Below are 18,963 nucleotides of genomic sequence, written 5' to 3' on the forward strand. Positions count from 1 at the left end.
CGCATGACCTTGCCCGACCAGCAAACCCGCTATGGCAGTGCCATGTAATTGCGGTTCTTGGCTATTATTTTCGACAAAACTATGGGTAACAATGGTTGTATTGGCAAAGGCTGGATGGTCGGTTTGAATAGCAGTATCAAGCATGCCTATGCGCAATGAATCTTCACACATGGGCAATTTTTTTGGAGGAAATTTTGTCGGACCAGATGAAGATTGCGGATTGGCTGTTTCATCGACAGTCTGACTGGCATAGACGTGATTACGATCCAGTGTGGCGACTTGGTCATCCCCTAGGATCTGCGTTAAAGCGGCCTTCGAGTCTAGGCTGGCTGGTACAGTGAAACGCAACAACACTACATCCAGTGCCGGGTAGGGCTGCTGGCTCAGTAAAGACGCGCCATGTTGTTGCAGAATGTCTATTGATTGATTATCTGCCAGCATAACCCATTGCCGTTCGATTGCCCGCCAGCCGTCGTCAAGTTGTACCTCAACTGCATTATTTAATGCCGGTATGCTGAGTCTACTGGGTAAAGCATTCAGTGGTTCGGTGATTACTTCGGCGATAGACGGCAATTGGCTTAAGGCAAAAGGCTCAATTTTGGCAAGTCGCGCCGGTAACGGCTCAACAAGCTTTTTCTGTATTGACTGTTGGATTTCTCCCACCTGATTGAGGGTGGAATTGACAATAGGAAGCTGCGCAAAAGCGAATTTGGTCGCTAGGACGGGCAAAACCAGCGCCGTTAATTTTCCTTTCATATTGACCTCAAAACCTGAATTGTTGGTATCTTTAACATGAAAACGTGCAGAACCCGAAAAAAATTCCAAAATAATGGAATAAAATTTTGAGTACTTCGTCTTCCTGTTAAAGAGGAGATAAATATGCAACAACAGTTATTAAAATTATTGCCCATGCTGCGCCGTTTTGCTTATTCATTGACGGGCTCTATGGCTGACGCAGATGATCTGGTGCAATCGACCATTGAAAAAATTCTGAGTAAAGGACTGCCTGATGAGGTGGAATTAGCCAAGTGGGCCTTTAGAGTGTGCCGCAATATCTGGATAGATGAATATCGGGCCAGGAAAGTCAGACTGGTGGCAGCACAAGATCCTGAACTTCAGGAAGAACAAAGTATGGATAGCAGTGCCCAAATAGATCAGAAAAATACTCTAAATCAGGTCAATGCTGCGATGCAAGCCTTACCAGATGACCAACGCTCAATATTGGCTTTGGTGGCCGTGCAGGGCTTTTCGTATAAAGAAGTGTCAGAGTCTTTAGATATTCCCCTTGGTACGGTTATGAGCCGTTTATCCAGAGCAAGGACATCGTTAATCACCCTGATAAAAGGGCAACAAGGAGGATTGGTTGCATGAAAGTTACAGACCAACAATTATCCGCATTTTTAGATGCAGAATTACCTGAAGCAGAAATGCAGGCCATCAGAGATCTGGTTGCCGATGACGATTCTTTGGCCTTACGTTTAGCAGAATTAGCTGAAGTAAATGAGTGGGTGGTCGACCATGCCCGTCAAATCGACCAGCAGCCAGTTCCGCAAGCCATCAAACAGTTACTTGCAACAGACAATAAGGTTGTGCAGCTGTCGCTGTGGCAAAAATGTCAGCAGCAGTTTAGCCAGCATACCGCCTTAGCCGCAGGCGTGGCTTTGTGTTTTGGTTTGATATTGGGGCAAACCTCAGAGGATAGCCAACTGCTGCCACAACCACACTTAAACACAGCTCTTGCCAACGTACTGGATCATGCAGGAAGTGGTGAAATGGTTGAGCTGTCTGAGGGTATCAACATGACACCAAGACTTAGTTTTGTCAGTCACGCAGGGCAGTATTGCCGCCAGTACAGGGTGCAGATGCAGACGCTGCAGAATGACAGTATCGCTTGTTATGGCGCTGATGGTTGGCAGCTATCGGCCAGCACTTATCATGACGCTTCTTTGCAAAATGGTGAATACAAAACGGCGTCACACAATGCCTTACTTGACTCAGTGATCGACCAATTAATCGTCGGACAAGCGTTAAATCAACAACAGGAGCGCCAGGCTATTGCTCAGTCTTGGGTCGCCCAAAAACCGTAATAATCAACTGTAAAAGAGGTAATAGTAATGAATAAACTAATTAAACATATAGTCATCATAAGTTTGGCGGTTTTGCTTGGCGCTTGTGCCAGCAACCCCGCTTATCGTCAGGCAGCTAAAGGCGGCAACGGTTACAGCGATATTAAAGTCAGCGAAGACCGCTATCGGGTACAATACAAATCAACGTCAGAAGACGTGATGAATGTGACCAATATGGCTCTGTACCGGGCGGCAGAAATTACTCAACTACAAGGATATGACTGGTTTGTAGTGACTAGCCGTGAAACTTTTGTTGACCGTCAGAGTGTTGAACCGCAGTTTGCATTAGGTGTGGCGCATCGTCAGGAATACCATCAAAAATGTGGACTGTTGGGCTGTCAAACCAGTTATGGTCCGGTTAACTCAATGGATGTGGAACTGAGTAACAATCGTCAGCGTAAAGAGGTGCAAAGTATTTTAGAAGTCAGATTGGGTAAGGGCATGCGACCTGATGAAAACAGTTACAGTGCATCGGATTTATTAGAAAATTTAGCGACCGTCACCCAATCGTGATGGTCTTGAGCCACTTATTTTACGCAGCAAATACCGTAATATAGGTTTAAAGAATGTCGAGTGGTATTACGGGCAAATATGCTTCAGAATAACGCCATTGTAAATTAGGTTGCCAAGTTATCTTGTTGAATAATGACAAAAAAAATCGATAAAAAAGATGGAGCCATCAGAAAGGATAATTACAAAAAAATCCTGCTGGCGGCGGAAAAGGAGTTCGCCAAGTCTGGTTTCAAGGGCACCACCATTCAAAGTGTGGGGGATTGCGCGGGTTTGCCAAAAACCAATGTGCTGTATTACTTCAAAACCAAAAACGATTTATATATGGCGGTGTTGAGACAAATATTAACCTTGTGGAATTCCAGTTTCGACCGTGCCACCAGTGATAACGATCCGGCAGAAGCGCTGGCAGCTTATATTACTGAAAAAATTGAAGTGTCGCGCATCAGACCAGACTTATCAAAAATCTTTGCCCTGGAAATTATTAACGGTGGCCTGAATCTGGACAAAAAATTCCGCAAGAGTCATTTTGATTGGGTTGAAGGCCGGGTAAAAGTGATTGAACAGTGGGTAGCAATGAACAAAATTAGCGTGATATCACCTTATCACCTGTTGTTTACCATTTGGGCAGGTTGCCAACACTACGCAGATTTTTCTGCTCAAATTCAACAGCTTACTAATAAGACTATGGATAAAGCGGATTTTGCCGAGGCCACTAAAAATCTAATTCACATTGTCCTGAAAGGCTGTGATCTTGAAGTGCCGCTTAAATATCGTTAAAGCAAAATGGTCATAAAAGATGTGGCGCGAAAGTGTGAAAAGTGAACGAACAAAAAACAGTGAAACCGGAGAATGTATCTCCGATTTCACTATGCAGTTTTAGAACTTATAGCTAAACATAATTGACGCTGTGCGTCCTTCCGACGGTTTAACCACCACCGAATCAAACAAGTCTGCAGAAGTATAATATTCTTCATCAAACAAGTTGTTCACTGACAGTAATACTTCGTAGTTGTCGGTGACATAACCCGCAGAAGCCGTCCATACCATATAACTTGGCAGCAAAATGGTTTCCATTACATCCGTATAAGTTTCATCAGCCCAGCCAAAACCCACACTGCTGGTGATCATGCCGTTTTCCAGAGGATTAACATAGTTCAAATACATACTGACAGAGTTATCCGGCAATCCACCACGATCCAATTCAACACCAGTACCCACAAAGGTAGAGCGGTTACCTGCAATACGACCGCCATACACCTGATAAGGTAACAGACCGTTTTGCGTGGCAAATTCAGCGCCGTTGATAACTGCTAAGGCACCATCACTGATTTCAGTGGTTTCGATGTGAGTTGCAGTGGCGGTTAAAGAGAAGTTTTCATTCAACAACGCACGGGCTTCAAATTCTACACCTTTACTGTATACGGCGACGAGAGCCGAGGTTTGACCGATCCTGTCGGTTTTTTCCTGATCATATACTGCGACTGCCGCATAAATGGCTTCATCGTCGCTGGTATATTTAAGACCTAGTTCGGTCAATTTCGAATCAGCTATATATTCTGAATTATCGACGCTGCTAGGAATGATACCACCGACCTGGTTAGTGCTTAGGGAGTTAGATTTAGCATAGGTGATGTAAGGTACGAAGCCTGATTCCAGTTTGTATGAAAAACTGAGGTTGTAACTCGCCACCCCTTTTTTGTCGCTGTGTACTAATCCATCGCCAAAAGGAATACCCAATAGTGACACCGCCTGATCTTCTGATTCAACATCGTAATAATCATAACGTAAACCCAGCAATACACTCAGTTTGTCGAGGGTGATATCAGCTAAGTAAAATAAGCCAGTATCAAGCACAGTTGATACTTGCTCTTCGTTATAATTACGGCGCACGGTACCGTCAATACCGGTCGGGTTGCCATCGGCATCGTACAAGATAGTGGCATTCTCATAAGGATCCGCGACTGCCCAATCGATACGGTCATTGGGTGTTGGTCCAACCGAAATGTCTCTGAAGTCGAAGGTTTCATCGTAATAGGCGTGGTTATAATCAATATCTTCTTTACGCAGACTGACACCCACAATGTGTTGAATGTCAACATCACCGGCCTTAGAGTCAAACATCAGACTAGAGCGAAACTCCATGGCTTTTGCGCCAGGATAGTCTGCGGTAAATCCCCAACTTTGGAATTTGGTGTGATCCATGTAATCGTAGTAAAACTGATTTTTCCAGGTCATATCGCCACTTAAATACGTGGTGAAGTCTAAATAAGCGGTGAAGGCAGTAGAGTCGGCAAAGTCGATATCGTCAATAAAAGTGGTGCTGTGGTCGATTTGAGTGGTACCGGGGTTAGTTAAAGAATAGTGGTTTTCGATACCATTTGGTACACCGGGGCAGGATAACAACATACCGTTATATTGGTAATTATTGTTGTCAGCTGTACCTGGGCTACAAAATGTACCCACGCCAGAGAAAGATGAGTTAATGAAATAAGGGGCGGCAGAGGTTATAAAACCAGACTCCTGAGGCAGTAAACGGTCCGCACCAATGGGGTTATCTGAGTTTTTGACCACGGGTGAACCGGTAATATAAGTACCGTTATCGATTAAGTCCTGGGTAACCCTGTTCCAGCCAGGCACCTGAATGGAATCAGAAGTCTGATATTGAAAACCTACTTCCATGGTGGTGTTTTCACTAAGGTCATAATCCAATGCAACTTGCAGCATCTCATTAGACGGATAGTAGTTGTCATAGAAAGACTCTGAATCTTCTACTTCAGCAAAAACATAAATACCACCGCGTTTGTCGCCAATGGTAAATGGTGTACCCACTTCGCCAGCCAGAATTTTCTGGTTGTAGGTGCCTAAGGTTAGTTCCAGTTTACCAGTAGTACTGTCAATGTATTTAGTGGCATCAGATTTGGCTGATTTGGGCGAATAATTGAGTTGTCCACCCACACTGCCGGTACCGTATAAGGGACTGACCGGACCGCGCATCACTTCTAATTTTCTGGCACCACGAATGTTGGTTTTAAATGCACCGGGGTTGGCTATGCGGCGGAATCCACGGAAATAGTTGTCGGCCGATTCACCACGAATATCCATGGCACCCTGAATACCAAAAAATGAACTGGTAAAGGCTCCTGGGGTGATGCGTACTAAATCATCAACGCTACGTAAACCATAAGCTTCAATTAAATCTGAACTGACTTCTGTGACAGATCTGGGGGTTTCTAACAGGGATTTGTCAAAACCAAACGCGCTGCCAGATTCAGCCGGCATAATTGAGTTTTGGTCTTTTACTCCGGTAATTGAAATGGTTTCAATGCTGTCTTGGGCAAAGCTGGAAGACATTGATGCAACTGCTATGACAGATAGTGTAGCTAAATAAAGTGGATTATATTTAAAGCGTTTCATGTGTTTTTTTGTCCTTTTGCAGTAGCTGGCTTTTATAATTTGGAGTTATGTTTCCTGGTGTTTATCAGTACGATTAAGAATAATCAGACAAGCAAAGGCAATAGTTATGCCAATCCCATTTTTCTGACTAATTGGTCAGAAAAATGAGAATATTTCGCTTCTTAGTGGGGATGTTGCTTCAAAATGGTGAGGACTTGCACCCAAAGTGAGTGCATGGCACTCACCTTGAATGGCGCAGAACTTATCTAAAATAACGATGCTGGTTTAGTCTTCTTTAGCTTTGTCTGGTATCAACAGGCTCATGACGATTGCGGTAAATCCGGCGGTTGTGACAGCCGAAGATAAAATGTTTTTTAATAAATTGGGAAGGGACTGCACGGCCTCCGGAACCATCAAAATACCTAGTCCAGCGCCAAGTGAGGTGGCAATGATCAATGATTTTCGGCGGTCGATGGGCTCACTGGCAAGGATTTTTATACCCGCGACAGCGATGGTTGCAAACATCACCAGTGTTGCTCCCCCTAACACAGGTTTAGGGATCGCTTGCAGGACACCACCTACTATGGGAAAAAGCCCCAAAATCACCAAGATCCCCGCAATATAGTAGCCTACGTGGCGACTTGCTACACCGGTCATCTGGATCACCGCATTATTTTGTCCAAAAGTGGTATTGGGAAAGGTATTGAAAACCGCCGCCATTGCAGAATTAAAACCGTCTGCGAGGATCCCGCCTTTGATGCGTTTAAAGTAGCTATCACCTTTGATTGGCAGCCGACAAAACAGGCAGTTCGCGGTGATGTCGCCAGAGGTTTCCAAAGCCGTTAAAAAATAGATAAGGGCAACGGGTAAGAATATGTCTATATCAAAGTTAAATCCGTATTTAAACGGCAAAGGCAAACTGAAAAGAGGTTGGCTGAGTACATTGGTGAATGACAATACACCTAATGCGTAGGCTAAAATGGAGCCGGCCACCATGCCAATCATAATCGCTGATAACCTTACCCAAGGATTAGCAGATACGTTCATCGCGATAATCAACACCAGTACAAACAAACCTAACATCAGGTTTGGCATATCACCAAAATCCTCGCTGCCAAAACCGCCGGCCAGATCAGTAATGCCTACTTTAATCAAGCTGATGCCAATAGTGGTAATCACAATGCCCGTAGTTAAGGGGGTAATTATTCGTTTAACTTTGTCGATAAACTGACTGACGATAATTTCGATAAACGCCCCAACAAAACAGATCCCACAAATTGTCGCCAGGATTTCTTCTTTGCTGCCTCCTTTAGCTTTTACTGCAAATCCGGCCACCAATAACGCACTGACAAACGCAAAACTAGTGCCTTGCACGGCAATCAGACCACAGCCAAGCGGTCCAAAGGTTTTGGCCTGAATAAAAGTTGAAACCCCAGAAACAAACAACGCCATGCTGATCAAATATGGCACTTCAGATTGCAAACCTAAGGCTGCGCCGATGATTAATGTGGGTGTAATAATACCCACAAAACAGGCCAGAATATGTTGCATGGCGGCAGTAATACTTTGCTTTACAGTGGGGATTTCATCCAACGCAAACAGAATATCCGAGTTTGCTTTCATTCATTTTTCCTTTTTATAGACTGCTTACCAGCAATTCTGATTTTTTATTAGTTATTGAGCTTGGTATTAATGACGTTACTGAGCATATTAAGGGTCAACTGGCCAGCCTGTCAGGCTGCGTAAAACCAATTTATAAGCACAGGTTTTGTTAACGGCCTGAGGGTAGAATGCAAGAATCTGACCAAACAGTCAGATTCTGTTGGCGGGGACTATCGAGTTGGTGGAGTGGCTAGAAAGAAGCGTGAGATAACGTGCCAGTGGCCATGAAATTTTCTAGCTGGCGAGTGTAAGGAGCAAGATCCAGTTGTTGTTGCACTACCCAGTCATCGTTGTAATAGCTATTTAAATAACGTTCGCCAGAATCACAGATCATACTGACCACACTGCCTTGTTGCTGGTTTTCTATCATTTGGGCAATTAAAGTCAGGGCTCCATAAACATTGGTGCCGGTAGAGCCGCCACATTTGCGCCCAAGGATTTTTTCTAACCAACGCATAGTGGCGATCGAGGCGGCATCTGGTACCTGAATCATATGATCAACCACGTCTGGCAAAAACGAAGGTTCTACCCGAGGACGGCCAATCCCTTCGATACGCGAGCCCTTTACACTGGTCAGTGTGTGGTCGCGCTGTTGATAATAATTAAAAAATACCGAGTTGTCGGGGTCAACTACCGCCAGTTGGGTATTTAAATGCAGTTCGGGGTTATAACGTAAATAGCGACCAATAGTGGCAGAGGTGCCCCCGGTGCCTGCACTTACCACTATCCAACGTGGAATAGGATGAGGTTCTAACGCCATTTGCGCAAAAATACTTTCAGCTATGTTGTTATTGCCACGCCAATCGGTAGCACGCTCAGCATAGGTAAACTGATCCATATAATGGCCGTTTAATTCATCGGCCAATTGCTGGGCTTTGGCATAGATATCTTTAGGCTCAATCTTATGACATTCACCACCATAAAATTCGATCTGTTTGATTTTTTCGGCGGCGGTACTTGAGGTGTTAAGCCGTCACAGTTAGCTGCCGCACACGCAGTTTAGAGATGTTTGTTGTTGATTTCTAAAAAAGAGAAACTGTCATTCGGCTAAAACAATACAGTTTTTTTGGGTGATTATTTATGAAATAAGAAAAATAAATGAATTTATTCGAGGATCTAAAATAAGCGTTTAAAATTTTGTTCGGGCTGAAATACCACATATTTTTGTAGCACATGTGTAGCACGAGAAAATTGGGTTGGTAATTACTATGGCTGAAAGCCTTTAAAAATGGTGGCCCCACCCTGACTTGAACAGGGGACCTGCCGATTATGAGTCGGATGCTCTAACCAACTGAGCTATGGGGCCATTTTTTGTGCAGATTGTTTGATACCGTGACTATGCAAAACGTAGCGGTGGCAACAAAACGGTGCGCAGTATAAGCAGTTTTATGGGGCTTGTCATTAGTTTGCATGTGAATGACTGACTGTTTGCTTGATTTTTGTGCGCTTGTTGTAAGGTAAAAAAGGTCGCAGGTTTTATTTGCGACCTTTTTTTGTGCCCATTACCTGCTTATGGGATAGGTAATGGAATTGGGTTACCGTTTAAAGTGGCTTGGCTGTCTTTTAATTCTGCCACGAGTTTATAGCCGTTTGCCGTTGTTTGCAGTAGCCCTTGTTGTGCTAAATTTTGCAAAATCATTGGGGCTTGTTGCATGGCTATTTCGTCTAATTCTTCTGGCGTTGCTTGGGCCATTTGTGGGTTGCCTTGTAACTGCGACTTCAGCACTAACTTGGCCACCATCTCAGCAATGTTTTGCTCAAGCTCAATGTTGGTACTGGCTTGAATGTGGCTTAACCAATATGCGGTGTCGAGCATGTTGTCGGGTAGGGCGGTGATATTGACTAATTTGGTAAACAGTTGAGCGCTAAAATTACCTTGGTCAATGGTGCCACTCAGTTGTGCGATATTGAGTTCGGGTGATGCAATAAGTAAGTCCAATAAGTTCTCATCCATAAACGCCAATAGCTGTTCTTGAGTGGCGGCGGGATCGCTTTGTGGGTTTTGCATGACTTCTTGCATTTGGTTTTGGTAGGCTTTTAAAAAGTCTGTGCTGATGTTATTCATATCAATATTAAGATGTAGGTTTTGACCTTCTGAGCCCATGACTTGGTAACTTTCGACTGAGTATGACGATAAAATATGGAAGAGCTTATTGGCTTGATCTGCATCACTTTCTGCCGTTATGACGGTATTGGTGACATTGCTGGTCATGGTGGCATCTTGTTCATCTTTAAAGTTCATCGCGGCAATGCTAACTTTGACGATTGAGTCGTACACCTCACCCGAGAAGATTTGGTCTAGTGTTGCGTCAATGCTGGTATCGAATTGAATATTGTCAATGGAGGCATGTTTACCGTCGCCGTCGATGCTCATTTTTTCGATGTTAGCCAGATAATTTATATGTTTACCCTGTATTTCGCCGCTGCCTTGATAGCCGCTAAAACGCATCGAGATTTCTTGAAATTCTTTGATGGTCACGTTGAATGGCAAAACACGGTCGCTGATAGACGTTGCGCCTAATAGGCTGGTTTTGGCATTAAAACGATAAAGTGCTTGTTCAGCGGCAAAGTCGAGTTTTTCTCGTAAACTGTCACCTTGATAACTGATACTCCAAGCCTCGCGGCCAATACCAATTTGTTCACCCATTAAAATCGGGCCATGTTGGGCACTGAAGTCAAGTTGAAAGGTGAGGGCCTCTTGCATCTCGGCGTCTAATTCCGGCACGCTCAGCGCTACATCAATAACCGCTGTGGTAGTAAACCAAGTGGAATGAACTTCTTTGATACTGGCTTGATAACTGGGAATTTCATTGATTTGTGCGATGTGTGCATTTAAGTTTTCGACTACTGATAAGCCGATCAATTTGGGGGCGGCAGCCACACCAGCGATAACGGCTACCGCAATGGCGCCTTTTAGGAAGTTTTGCATAAGAGTATTTCCCTATATTTTTTTAGTTAGAATAATAAAACTGGGTGAGTCGTATTAAGTGGGTTGATTAATATACAGTTTACGGCGTAAACGGGCGGGCAAAATTAGCATAGCTAGGCAGAGTAAAGCAACTAGGCTGCCGCCACTTCCTCCTGTTGGTGTAGTGCTGTTGGTACTCACTACGTTGACCTGCACACTGTCGGTGGCGTTTAGGCCAAAATCGTCGCTTACGGTGAGGCTAAACGTTAATGTGCCGGCCACTGCTGGCGCGGTAAACGAGGCTTGTGCGGTATTAGCATTATTTAAAGTAACGCTCGTGCCCGCAGTTTGCTGCCACGCAAAACGTAAGGTACGCGCTTCAGGATCATTGCCTGTGCCGTTTAACTGGCTTGATTGGCGAGTATTAACCTGAAAATTTTCACCGGCGTCAGCTTGTGGTGCTTGATTGGATTCGTCATCAAATATAGTAACGGCTAAGCTTGTTTGTTGGCCTAAAAAGCGTGCTTCAGGGGCGTGCAGTATAATCGTAAATGACTCGTCAGGCTCAGATTGCGTATCGTTTAGCACGCTAATTGGAAAGGTGCGATTGCTGCTATCACCGGCTTGCCAAGTTAAAGTCCCTTGAGAGTCGGCGATATCTTGCCCAACCATGGCCGAGCCGGATTGCACACGGTATTCAATATTTATTTGTTCTTCACTGCCGCCAATGCGTTCAACGATTACCTCAAATTCGCCGTCGGTTTCTTTTACTTGCAAGGTACTTTGGGCAAAGCTGATGGTGCCTGTTTGACTCAGGCCGGTAATTTTAAGCTGCAATATATTGGGATTGCCAAGGGCAATGCCATTAGTTGGGTTAATGAGGCGTACAAAAAAGACTTCGTTGGGCTCTGCGAGCGAATCGGTATTGATGCTAATCGACATGTTTTGTGGCGTGTTGTCATTGGCTGGCCAGCTTAGCTCGCCTTGAGTGATGTCGTAATCACTGCTTTCGGCAGACCCACTGAGTACTTCATAAGCGACCGTACCGCTATTAGTCCCACTTTTAGTGACCGAAATTTGTGCGGTATCACCTTCATTAATCTCTAGAACGCCTTGGCTAAAGGCCACACTGGCGCTATTTGCTGCCAAGGTATTGTCTTGTAAAACAAATAAGCCACTGTTGATATCACTGACAAGGATGTTGCCGCTGGGCAAAAATGGGTAAACACCCCATGCACCGTTAAATGCTCCATTGTCAGACACCGGATAGGTATCAAAATAGCCAATTTGCTGTGGACTTGCGGCTTGAGTGATGTCGAGCACGGTTAAACCACGCTCGTAATTTGACATAAAATAGCGGTTACCACGCACAAAACCATTGTGATCAATGGCGCGAGTGGGGCCTGTCCATGTGCCGACAAGAGTAGGGGCCGTTAGATCACTAATTTCAAATATGTTTAAGGTGGTGTTGATGCCATGGCGCTGTTCGTCAAGCTCGTCGTGGACAATGACGTATTGTTTGTCTTCGGTCCACCAACCAGAGTGGGTGTACTCGGCTAAAGGATAGGTGGTGTTGCTAAGCTCTGTCGCTTGATTGGCATTGCTGTGATCCCAAATTCGTAAGCTGGTTTCGTTAAAATCAAGTAGCACCTGGCAGCCTAATGCAGTGGCATTAACACAATCGCTTTGCGAACGGCTATCGGTAATCAACAGTGATGAGGCGTCATGGGTGTAGTCACTACGGCTCGCATTAGGCAACTGATACTGCAAACTAGGTGACTCTGGATTAAGTAGGCTATATGAGCGAAATGCCCCGTTTGAGCGATTAGAACCCGTCACGTGCAGTAATGGCTGGCTAGTGTTGTGGGCAATGTTTAAACCGTAATCCACGTTGCTGATATATACGTTGTGCGCTGAGGCATCGAGGGTTTGGCGGCTGGCTACACTGATACTCTGGGGCAGGTTCGATAAATTAATAATGGTAAGACCTTCACTGACATTGTCAGCACTGGCATAGGCGTAGGCTTTCCAGCGATTTTCCGTGACATCAAAATATTGCCATACTTTGATATCTCGCCACGTAGTGGCTTGCCCGCTAATACTTCCTACAATTACTGGGCTTTCAGGTTGGCTTACATCCACCACGCTAATGGCGTTGCTTAGGCCAATTAACGCGTATTCTTTACCGTTATTTAAATCAACATGACCCCAAATATCATTGGCAGACTGTGGCGATGAAGGAAAGTCGGCCAATGCTACATGAGACAACAACGAAATGTTTTCACACGCAAAACCACTCGCTTGCCCGGCCGTGCAGCTTTGTGCTCCTTGGCTTTTTTGCATGACACTAAGCGGGCTAAAAGCACTGTTTTTGGCCATTAAACTGATTTGCGGTAAGGATTTGCTGTCGCGAATGACATGAAAGCCTTGCTGGCTGAGTTGCTCTGCATATTCAGCAGGCACGCCACTGATACTGGTAACAAAAGTGTCTGGATTTTGATTTTGATACTGATCAACCTGGTCGAAACCGGCTAAAACGGGAGTAACTTGACCGCTTAGATACAGTAAGTCTTCGGCAGAGGTGATGTGGTATTGGCCCTGTGCTACTAATATTTTGTCACCTTTGGCGGCATGCTGCGCTGCGTAAGTAACTGTTTTACAGGGTCTAAATCGGTTATTGCATAAACCTTCGTCAAGCCCATTATTGGCAACAAATCTGGCTTTATCGTGCTCTGCATGTGCGTGAATCCCTTGACTGAGCACCAAGGTAAGCAGCATCATGCCGCTTTTGCATAAACGTATTATCACAGTTATTACCCAAAAGATGATTAACGATAGATTAACAACAAGATGTCGATTTTTACACCAAGCTATGCAAAATACTTTGGTGTTAGTTTTTATTTTACTGTCCAGCGCCTGTAGCAAGTTGCAAGACAAGCCCGCGCTGAGCGAGATTAAAGTAGAGGTGTTTTTTCAACAAGCTCCCATAAGGTGCGAGCAAATAGTAAGCTTGGATGAGCAAAACTGGCGCATCAATCAACTCGCGTTTTTTATCAGTGAGCTGAATGTTAGCCAAAATGGGGTGCAACAGGCCTTGCCTCTCACCACTAACGACTGGCAAAGCAATGATGTGGCTTTACTGCAATATACCGATTGTGCGGAACAAGCAAGTCAAACAGAACAAAGCGGCCCGCTTATCTCTGCTTATCATGCAAGCTTACAACTTGCTGAGCCTATTGATTTTTCCGAGGTCATGCAATTGCAATTTACCCTCGGTATCCCCTTTGAACTGAATCACCTTAATCCACTTAGCCAAGCATCGCCGCTGAATATTCCGTCAATGTTTTGGTCGTGGCGGGCCGGGCATAAATTTATGCGCCTTGATATGTTGGGTGACGAGCAAAGCTGGGTTTTTCATCTTGGCAGCACTGAATGTTATGCCGATTCTGCAATGCGAGCACCTACCATGCAATGTGGGCAACCTAACCGCCTGACCTTTGATTTGCCTAAACAGCAGCAAGGTGAGACATTGATCTTACATTTAGACCGCTTATTGAGCGGTGTTGCACTTAACAACAAAACAGCATGCTTGATGCAACCTGATCAAGAAAGCTGCGTGCAAATCATGAAAAACATGGCTGATAATCAGGTTTTTGAATGGCAATAATATGCTTAGTAGAAGCGTGAAATATATTGGTTTTGTAGTGGCCATTGCCGCTATAGTGGCGTGTAAACCTGCACCTGATCCTTATAAGTGGCCAATACCAATAGGATTTCCCGAACCCATCGTACCTGCCGACAATCCGATGAGTGAAGCCAAAGTTGCGCTAGGCCGTGCACTATTTTTTGATGTTAATTTGTCGTTTAACCAATCGGTGTCGTGTGCTTCTTGCCATCAACCTGAATTTGCGTTTGCACAAAATAGTCAGTTTGCAATGGGTGCAACGCAACAGGTGCTGAGACGCAATTCGCAAGCGCTGGTTAATATTGCTTATAACAGTAATTTAACGTGGGCGCATTCTGGTATAAATACTATTGAGCAACAGATTTTGATACCCATGTTTGCTGAAGATCCTGTGGAACTTGGGATTACTGGCCATGAAAAAGAGGTGCTTAACCGTTTTAATAATGCGAGGTATCGACCTTTATTTGAGCAAGCCTTTGATGAGTCTGAAGCCAATTTTGAGCGTATTGTTTTTGCCTTAGCCAGTTACGTACGCAGTTTGGTGAGTTTGAATTCGCCTTTCGATCGCTATGCTTATCTCGCTCAAGATGATGCCATGAGTGAATCGGCGCTACGGGGTATGGAACTGTTTTTTTCAGAGCGTTTAGAATGTTTTCATTGCCACGGTGGTTTTAACTTTACCCAATCAAGTCAGCATGAAAACCAGCGCTTAGATTTGCGGCCGTTTCACAATACCGGTTTATATAATGAAGATGGCGTTGGCGCTTTTCCCTTGCATGACCAAGGTTTGTATGAAGTGACACATAAGGCGCAGGATATGGGGCGTTTTCGTGCGCCTACCTTAAGAAACGTACAGTATAGCGCGCCGTATATGCATGATGGCAGTTTGGCTACTTTGGCTGACGTTATCGATTTTTATGCCGCTGGTGGACGTGCAGCCGGTATTAATAACCCATTAAAAAGCCCTTTTATTCAGGGGTTTACTTTGCAAGCTGAAGAAAAACAGGATTTGTTGGCATTTTTGGCTAGTCTAAGTGATGACGCATTTTTGAGCACTGAAAATCAGGGTAAGGATCGCAAGTTAGAATAAGCCGCGTACCTTCGCAACAATAAAGTGCAAGGCAGAAAAAACTTTGATATCTTCTTAACAAATGCAGACTAACTATATTTAGCGCCCTTGCGCAGTATGGAGAATAAGATGAACGAAAAGCCTTTTTTGGTGAGTGGCCGCAATACCCTAATACATAAGATCAGAAAACTAGATTTATTGGTAACTAACGGTGAAGATCAACCTGCTGTTCTCGTAACCCATAAAGCGATTAAAGAATACACAGGAGAAATTCCTGATAACAAACGCGATGCAAAAATGAAAGAAATGGAATTGGTTGATGTCACCAGCCAAGAAATTTTTGGTGAAGAAAAAACGTTATTGTTTATTCAGACTATTAACGGCAAAGAGTACAAGGTTGATTACAGCAAACACGGCACTTCCTTATTTATCAAAATTCACCAAGAAAACGCATTTTAAATCGAGTAACGCACACGGTTTTGCTGGCCCTGTTTATCAGGGCTTTTTTGTGGCGGTAGACAACATTCAGACCATAAAATTGGCGGGTAAGATAGTGTTAAACCCTGAAATTGCGGTTTTGGGACCGCGAATTTGCGTATATCGTGGGTGAAATATCGCTAACTGACAAATATCGATAGGCGTGCACTCAGACGCATTAATATTATGAATTAACTTACCTATTCCCAAGGCTGCCGCAACCAGTTCTGAACAAAACCACTGTGAAAAATCTTCGACGTTATAACTTAAATATCTGAAAAAAGGCAGAGTGTCGGTGGCATCAACAGTGGAGCCAAATAGTTGGTTGATGTCGTAAGGTTTATATAATTGCGAACGCAAAAAGTTTATACATTCTGCTTTGTTGAGCTCAAAGGTGTTACGGCTTGCTTCACTAAGAGGTAACCACCATACGCTGCCATCGTATGTGGCTATGCGTTCGCATAGGCGATTGATCATTACCCCAGAGTTGCCGCCATAACACGTTGATTCGATGATCTGATGAACGGGGCTTTGCGGATTGCCGTAAGGCGTTTTAGTGTCTAAAACAAGGGCTAGATGGGTGACAACCGAGCGAGTGGTTAACTTTGCCCAGCGAGAAAATAAACTGTTGCCACCAAACGCAATCACGTCGCCTGGTTGAATTAGCTGCTCGAGTTGCTGGTAAGGTTTGAAGTCAAAGTCAGCGACTAAATCGGTTTGTATGGGCAAAGCATCGCCTCCTTGTGACGTTCGCATATTATGCCAAATTATGTCGGATAAACCATACCTCACCAGCTTTTCTTACGTCACCCAACTCGCTTATATTTGCGTTATAGTGGCTTGAGTCGCACAACTCACGATCACAAAAAACTGGCATAAACCTTTATTTTTAAACCCATTTTAAAGTGAGATATTTGGCCCAGCACCTTGAATTTATAACTTTCGTCGCTAGATTATGAGCCTAAGGGTTATAATGCATCAAACCTTGGCAACTGTACTCACCTGTTTTACCACATAGTAAGGATTCAAATTGACTATTAAACTCGGTATTGTGATGGATCCCATTGCAAGCATCAATATCAAAAAAGATACTAGCTTTGCTATGTTACTGGCGGCTCAAGCGAGAGGTTATGAGATCTTTTATATGGAAATGGGTGATCTGTATTTGCTTAATGGCAAACCAATGGCGACGATGCGCAGCTTGTCAGTGCAATACGATGCGCAAAACTGGTACGAGTTTACTGGTAGCAAAACCCAATCTTTAGGTGAGCTAGACGTGATTTTGATGCGTAAAGATCCGCCGTTTGACGGTGAGTTTTTATACGCAACACAGATGTTCGAATTAGCAGAACAATGCGGCACTTTAGTGGTGAACAAAGCGCAAAGTTTACGGGATTTTAATGAGAAACTCTTTACCTCTTGGTTTCCTGAGCTTATTCCAGACACCTTAGTGACCCGCAGTGCCAAACTGATTAGAGAATTTCATCAAACCCATCAAGATATTATCTGCAAACCACTAGATGGTATGGGCGGCACCTCTATTTTTAGAGTGAAAGAAGACGGTAATAACCTAGGTGTTATCATCGAAACCCTGACTGAACTTGGCACGCGTTACGCCATGTTTCAACGTTATTTACCGGAAATAAAAGACGGCGATAAACGTATTTTGATTGTTGACGGTCAGGTTGTACCTTATGCCTTAGCCCGTTTACCTACGAAAGGTGAAAACCGCGGTAACCTTGCCGCAGGTGGCACAGGCAGGCCACAACCTTTGTCTGAGTCAGATAAAAAAATCGCTGAAACCATTGCGCCTTTGCTCGTTGAAAAAGGCCTTATTTTTGTTGGACTCGATGTGATTGGAGATCGTATTACTGAAATAAATGTCACTAGCCCAACCTGTGTACGAGAAATCGAAGCCGCTTACGATATCAGTATCACTGGTATGTTATTTGATGCGATCGAAGTGCGCTTAGCCAACGGCCGTTTTAAAGGGAGCCATTAAGCTCTATGCAGAGTTTGCAAAACCACCTATTAATTGCGATGCCGACTATGGGCGATCCGTATTTTTCACGTACGGTAACGTATATATGTGAACACAATGATAAAGGCACAATGGGCCTAGTGCTCAATCAGCCCATTGGTATGACGCTCAAAGAATTAATTGCCCAAACCGATGAAGATGCCATTGTGCTTGAAGAAAAAGCCAATGTCATTGTGCTCTCTGGTGGTCCGGTTAGCCAAGAAAGGGGATTTATTTTACATACAACCCAAGCGGGCTGGAGCTCAAGTTTAGCACTTACCGATGAACTGATGGTGACCACATCCAAAGACATACTTGGCTCGTTAGGAAACCACAGTGGACCAGATAAGTCGATAGTAACATTGGGTTATGCGGGATGGTCTGCCGGACAACTTGAGGAAGAATTGCAAACCAATTCTTGGCTGACTATTGAAGCTGACTTAGCCCTATTATTTGATGTGCCTATTCACAAAAAATGGGAAGCGGCGGTGCAAAAGCTGGGCATTGATATTTGGCAGCTTGGTCCTGATGTTGGGCATGCGTAGTGGCTAGGTTGGGGCAAAGAACCGTATTGATTTTTGATTTTGGCACTAAAAGTATTGGTGTGGCAGTAGGCCAAGAGGTGACCGGCACGGCTTCACCTTTAAACGCCTTAAAAGCCGTCGATGGTATTCCCAATTGGGACACATTAGCGCAAGTATTTGCCGAGTGGATGCCACACTTGGTGGTAGTGGGCTTACCCTTAAATATGGATGGCACAAACCAACACGTGACGTTTGCAGCCAAGAAATTTGCTAACCGGCTGAATGCTAAATTTCGCGTGCCGGTCGAAACCAGTGATGAGCGTTTAACCACTGTGGATGCCAAAGCGCGACTTTTTGAACTAGGGGGCTATAAAAAATTAGACAAACAAAAAGTCGACAGCGTGTCAGCCTGTTTGATTTTTGAAAGCTGGTTTGAGGCGCAGTTTTAGCGTTTGAGTCTTGGGTATTGTTGTTGCAAATGGATTGCTTTGCCCGTTTATAATATGAGGCCGCTTCGTGAACGGCAATACCTTATAAACCATAACTAAAAATCTGAGATTATTTGTGCCTTTTCTAGGTAACTCTC

At 44.3% G+C, this 18,963-nt stretch carries 15 protein-coding genes, 1 tRNA gene and 2 pseudogenes; 10 read left to right on the forward strand and 8 right to left on the reverse strand.

The genetic code is table 11. From position 1 onward, the window contains the following. Positions 1 to 756: pseudogene (locus NWQ57_RS02340) on the reverse strand (protease); the annotation flags it as partial. A gap of 123 nt (positions 757 to 879) precedes the next feature. Here NWQ57_RS02340 and NWQ57_RS02345 point away from each other — a divergent pair. The 4 genes from NWQ57_RS02345 (at position 880) to NWQ57_RS02360 (ending at position 3,416) form a co-directional block, all read left to right on the forward strand. After that, positions 880 to 1,371: an RNA polymerase sigma factor gene (locus NWQ57_RS02345; protein WP_306020384.1), complete on the forward strand. Its 492-nt coding sequence runs from the start codon at positions 880 to 882 to the stop codon at positions 1,369 to 1,371. Next, positions 1,368 to 2,087, forward strand: coding sequence for an anti-sigma factor (locus NWQ57_RS02350; protein WP_306020385.1), 720 nt, complete (start codon positions 1,368 to 1,370; stop codon positions 2,085 to 2,087). The genes NWQ57_RS02345 and NWQ57_RS02350 overlap by 4 nt, the downstream gene beginning before the upstream one ends. A gap of 27 nt (positions 2,088 to 2,114) precedes the next feature. After that, entirely contained in the window at positions 2,115 to 2,639 is a 525-nt protein-coding gene (locus NWQ57_RS02355; RefSeq protein ID WP_306020386.1) for a hypothetical protein, read from the forward strand. Positions 2,640 to 2,771: 132 nt separating this feature from the next. Continuing rightward, complete coding sequence (locus NWQ57_RS02360; RefSeq protein WP_306020388.1) at positions 2,772 to 3,416, forward strand: TetR family transcriptional regulator C-terminal domain-containing protein; 645 nt, start codon at positions 2,772 to 2,774, stop codon at positions 3,414 to 3,416. Between the two features lie 99 nt (positions 3,417 to 3,515). On the opposite strand, the gene NWQ57_RS02365 is transcribed toward NWQ57_RS02360, so the two are convergent. From NWQ57_RS02365 to NWQ57_RS02390, 6 genes and pseudogenes are all read right to left on the reverse strand, one after another. Continuing rightward, positions 3,516 to 6,053: a TonB-dependent siderophore receptor gene (locus NWQ57_RS02365; protein WP_306020390.1), complete on the reverse strand. Its 2,538-nt coding sequence runs from the start codon at positions 6,051 to 6,053 to the stop codon at positions 3,516 to 3,518. A 264-nt stretch (positions 6,054 to 6,317) separates the two neighbouring features. Beyond that, complete coding sequence (locus NWQ57_RS02370; protein WP_306020392.1) at positions 6,318 to 7,655, reverse strand: uracil-xanthine permease family protein; 1,338 nt, start codon at positions 7,653 to 7,655, stop codon at positions 6,318 to 6,320. A gap of 229 nt (positions 7,656 to 7,884) precedes the next feature. Continuing rightward, positions 7,885 to 8,652 (reverse strand): annotated as a pseudogene (locus NWQ57_RS02375) (PLP-dependent cysteine synthase family protein); the annotation flags it as partial. 271 nt (positions 8,653 to 8,923) lie between these two features. Continuing rightward, a tRNA-Ile gene (locus tag NWQ57_RS02380) sits at positions 8,924 to 9,000 on the reverse strand. A 204-nt stretch (positions 9,001 to 9,204) separates the two neighbouring features. Next, complete coding sequence (locus NWQ57_RS02385; RefSeq protein WP_306020393.1) at positions 9,205 to 10,623, reverse strand: DUF945 family protein; 1,419 nt, start codon at positions 10,621 to 10,623, stop codon at positions 9,205 to 9,207. 54 nt (positions 10,624 to 10,677) lie between these two features. Further along, on the reverse strand, positions 10,678 to 13,410 hold the full coding sequence (locus tag NWQ57_RS02390; protein WP_306020394.1) for a choice-of-anchor B family protein: 2,733 nt from the start codon (positions 13,408 to 13,410) through the stop codon (positions 10,678 to 10,680). Between NWQ57_RS02390 and NWQ57_RS02395 the strand changes: the two genes are divergently transcribed. The 3 genes from NWQ57_RS02395 (at position 13,382) to NWQ57_RS02405 (ending at position 15,815) form a co-directional block, all read left to right on the forward strand. Then, positions 13,382 to 14,269 carry an MbnP family copper-binding protein gene (locus tag NWQ57_RS02395; protein WP_306020395.1) on the forward strand — a complete coding sequence of 296 codons (888 nt, stop codon included), beginning with the start codon at positions 13,382 to 13,384 and terminating at the stop codon, positions 14,267 to 14,269. The two genes, NWQ57_RS02390 and NWQ57_RS02395, sit on opposite strands and share 29 nt — an antisense overlap. A 1-nt stretch (position 14,270) precedes the next feature. Then, complete coding sequence (locus NWQ57_RS02400; RefSeq protein WP_306020397.1) at positions 14,271 to 15,377, forward strand: methanobactin export MATE transporter MbnM; 1,107 nt, start codon at positions 14,271 to 14,273, stop codon at positions 15,375 to 15,377. 108 nt (positions 15,378 to 15,485) lie between these two features. Further along, the gene (locus NWQ57_RS02405) at positions 15,486 to 15,815 is read left to right on the forward strand and encodes a hypothetical protein (RefSeq protein WP_306020398.1); all 330 of its coding nucleotides are present in this window, start codon (positions 15,486 to 15,488) and stop codon (positions 15,813 to 15,815) included. 66 nt (positions 15,816 to 15,881) lie between these two features. On the opposite strand, the gene NWQ57_RS02410 is transcribed toward NWQ57_RS02405, so the two are convergent. Then, entirely contained in the window at positions 15,882 to 16,589 is a 708-nt protein-coding gene (locus NWQ57_RS02410; protein WP_306020399.1) for a hypothetical protein, read from the reverse strand. Positions 16,590 to 16,863: 274 nt separating this feature from the next. On the opposite strand from NWQ57_RS02410, the gene gshB reads away from it, so the two are divergent. The 3 genes from gshB to ruvX are packed head-to-tail and all read left to right on the forward strand — an operon-like array spanning position 16,864 to position 18,826. Beyond that, positions 16,864 to 17,835: a glutathione synthase gene (gene gshB, locus NWQ57_RS02415; RefSeq protein ID WP_306020400.1), complete on the forward strand. Its 972-nt coding sequence runs from the start codon at positions 16,864 to 16,866 to the stop codon at positions 17,833 to 17,835. A 5-nt stretch (positions 17,836 to 17,840) separates the two neighbouring features. After that, positions 17,841 to 18,398, forward strand: a complete 558-nt coding sequence (locus NWQ57_RS02420) for a YqgE/AlgH family protein (RefSeq protein ID WP_306020401.1) — start codon at positions 17,841 to 17,843, stop codon at positions 18,396 to 18,398. Next, positions 18,398 to 18,826 carry a Holliday junction resolvase RuvX gene (gene ruvX / locus NWQ57_RS02425; protein WP_306020402.1) on the forward strand — a complete coding sequence of 143 codons (429 nt, stop codon included), beginning with the start codon at positions 18,398 to 18,400 and terminating at the stop codon, positions 18,824 to 18,826. Before NWQ57_RS02420 ends, ruvX begins: the two co-directional genes overlap by 1 nt. Positions 18,827 to 18,963 lie beyond the last annotated feature (137 nt).

Source organism: Paraglaciecola sp. (genome assembly GCF_030730205.1).
Taxonomy (GTDB): Bacteria; Pseudomonadota; Gammaproteobacteria; order Enterobacterales; family Alteromonadaceae; genus Paraglaciecola.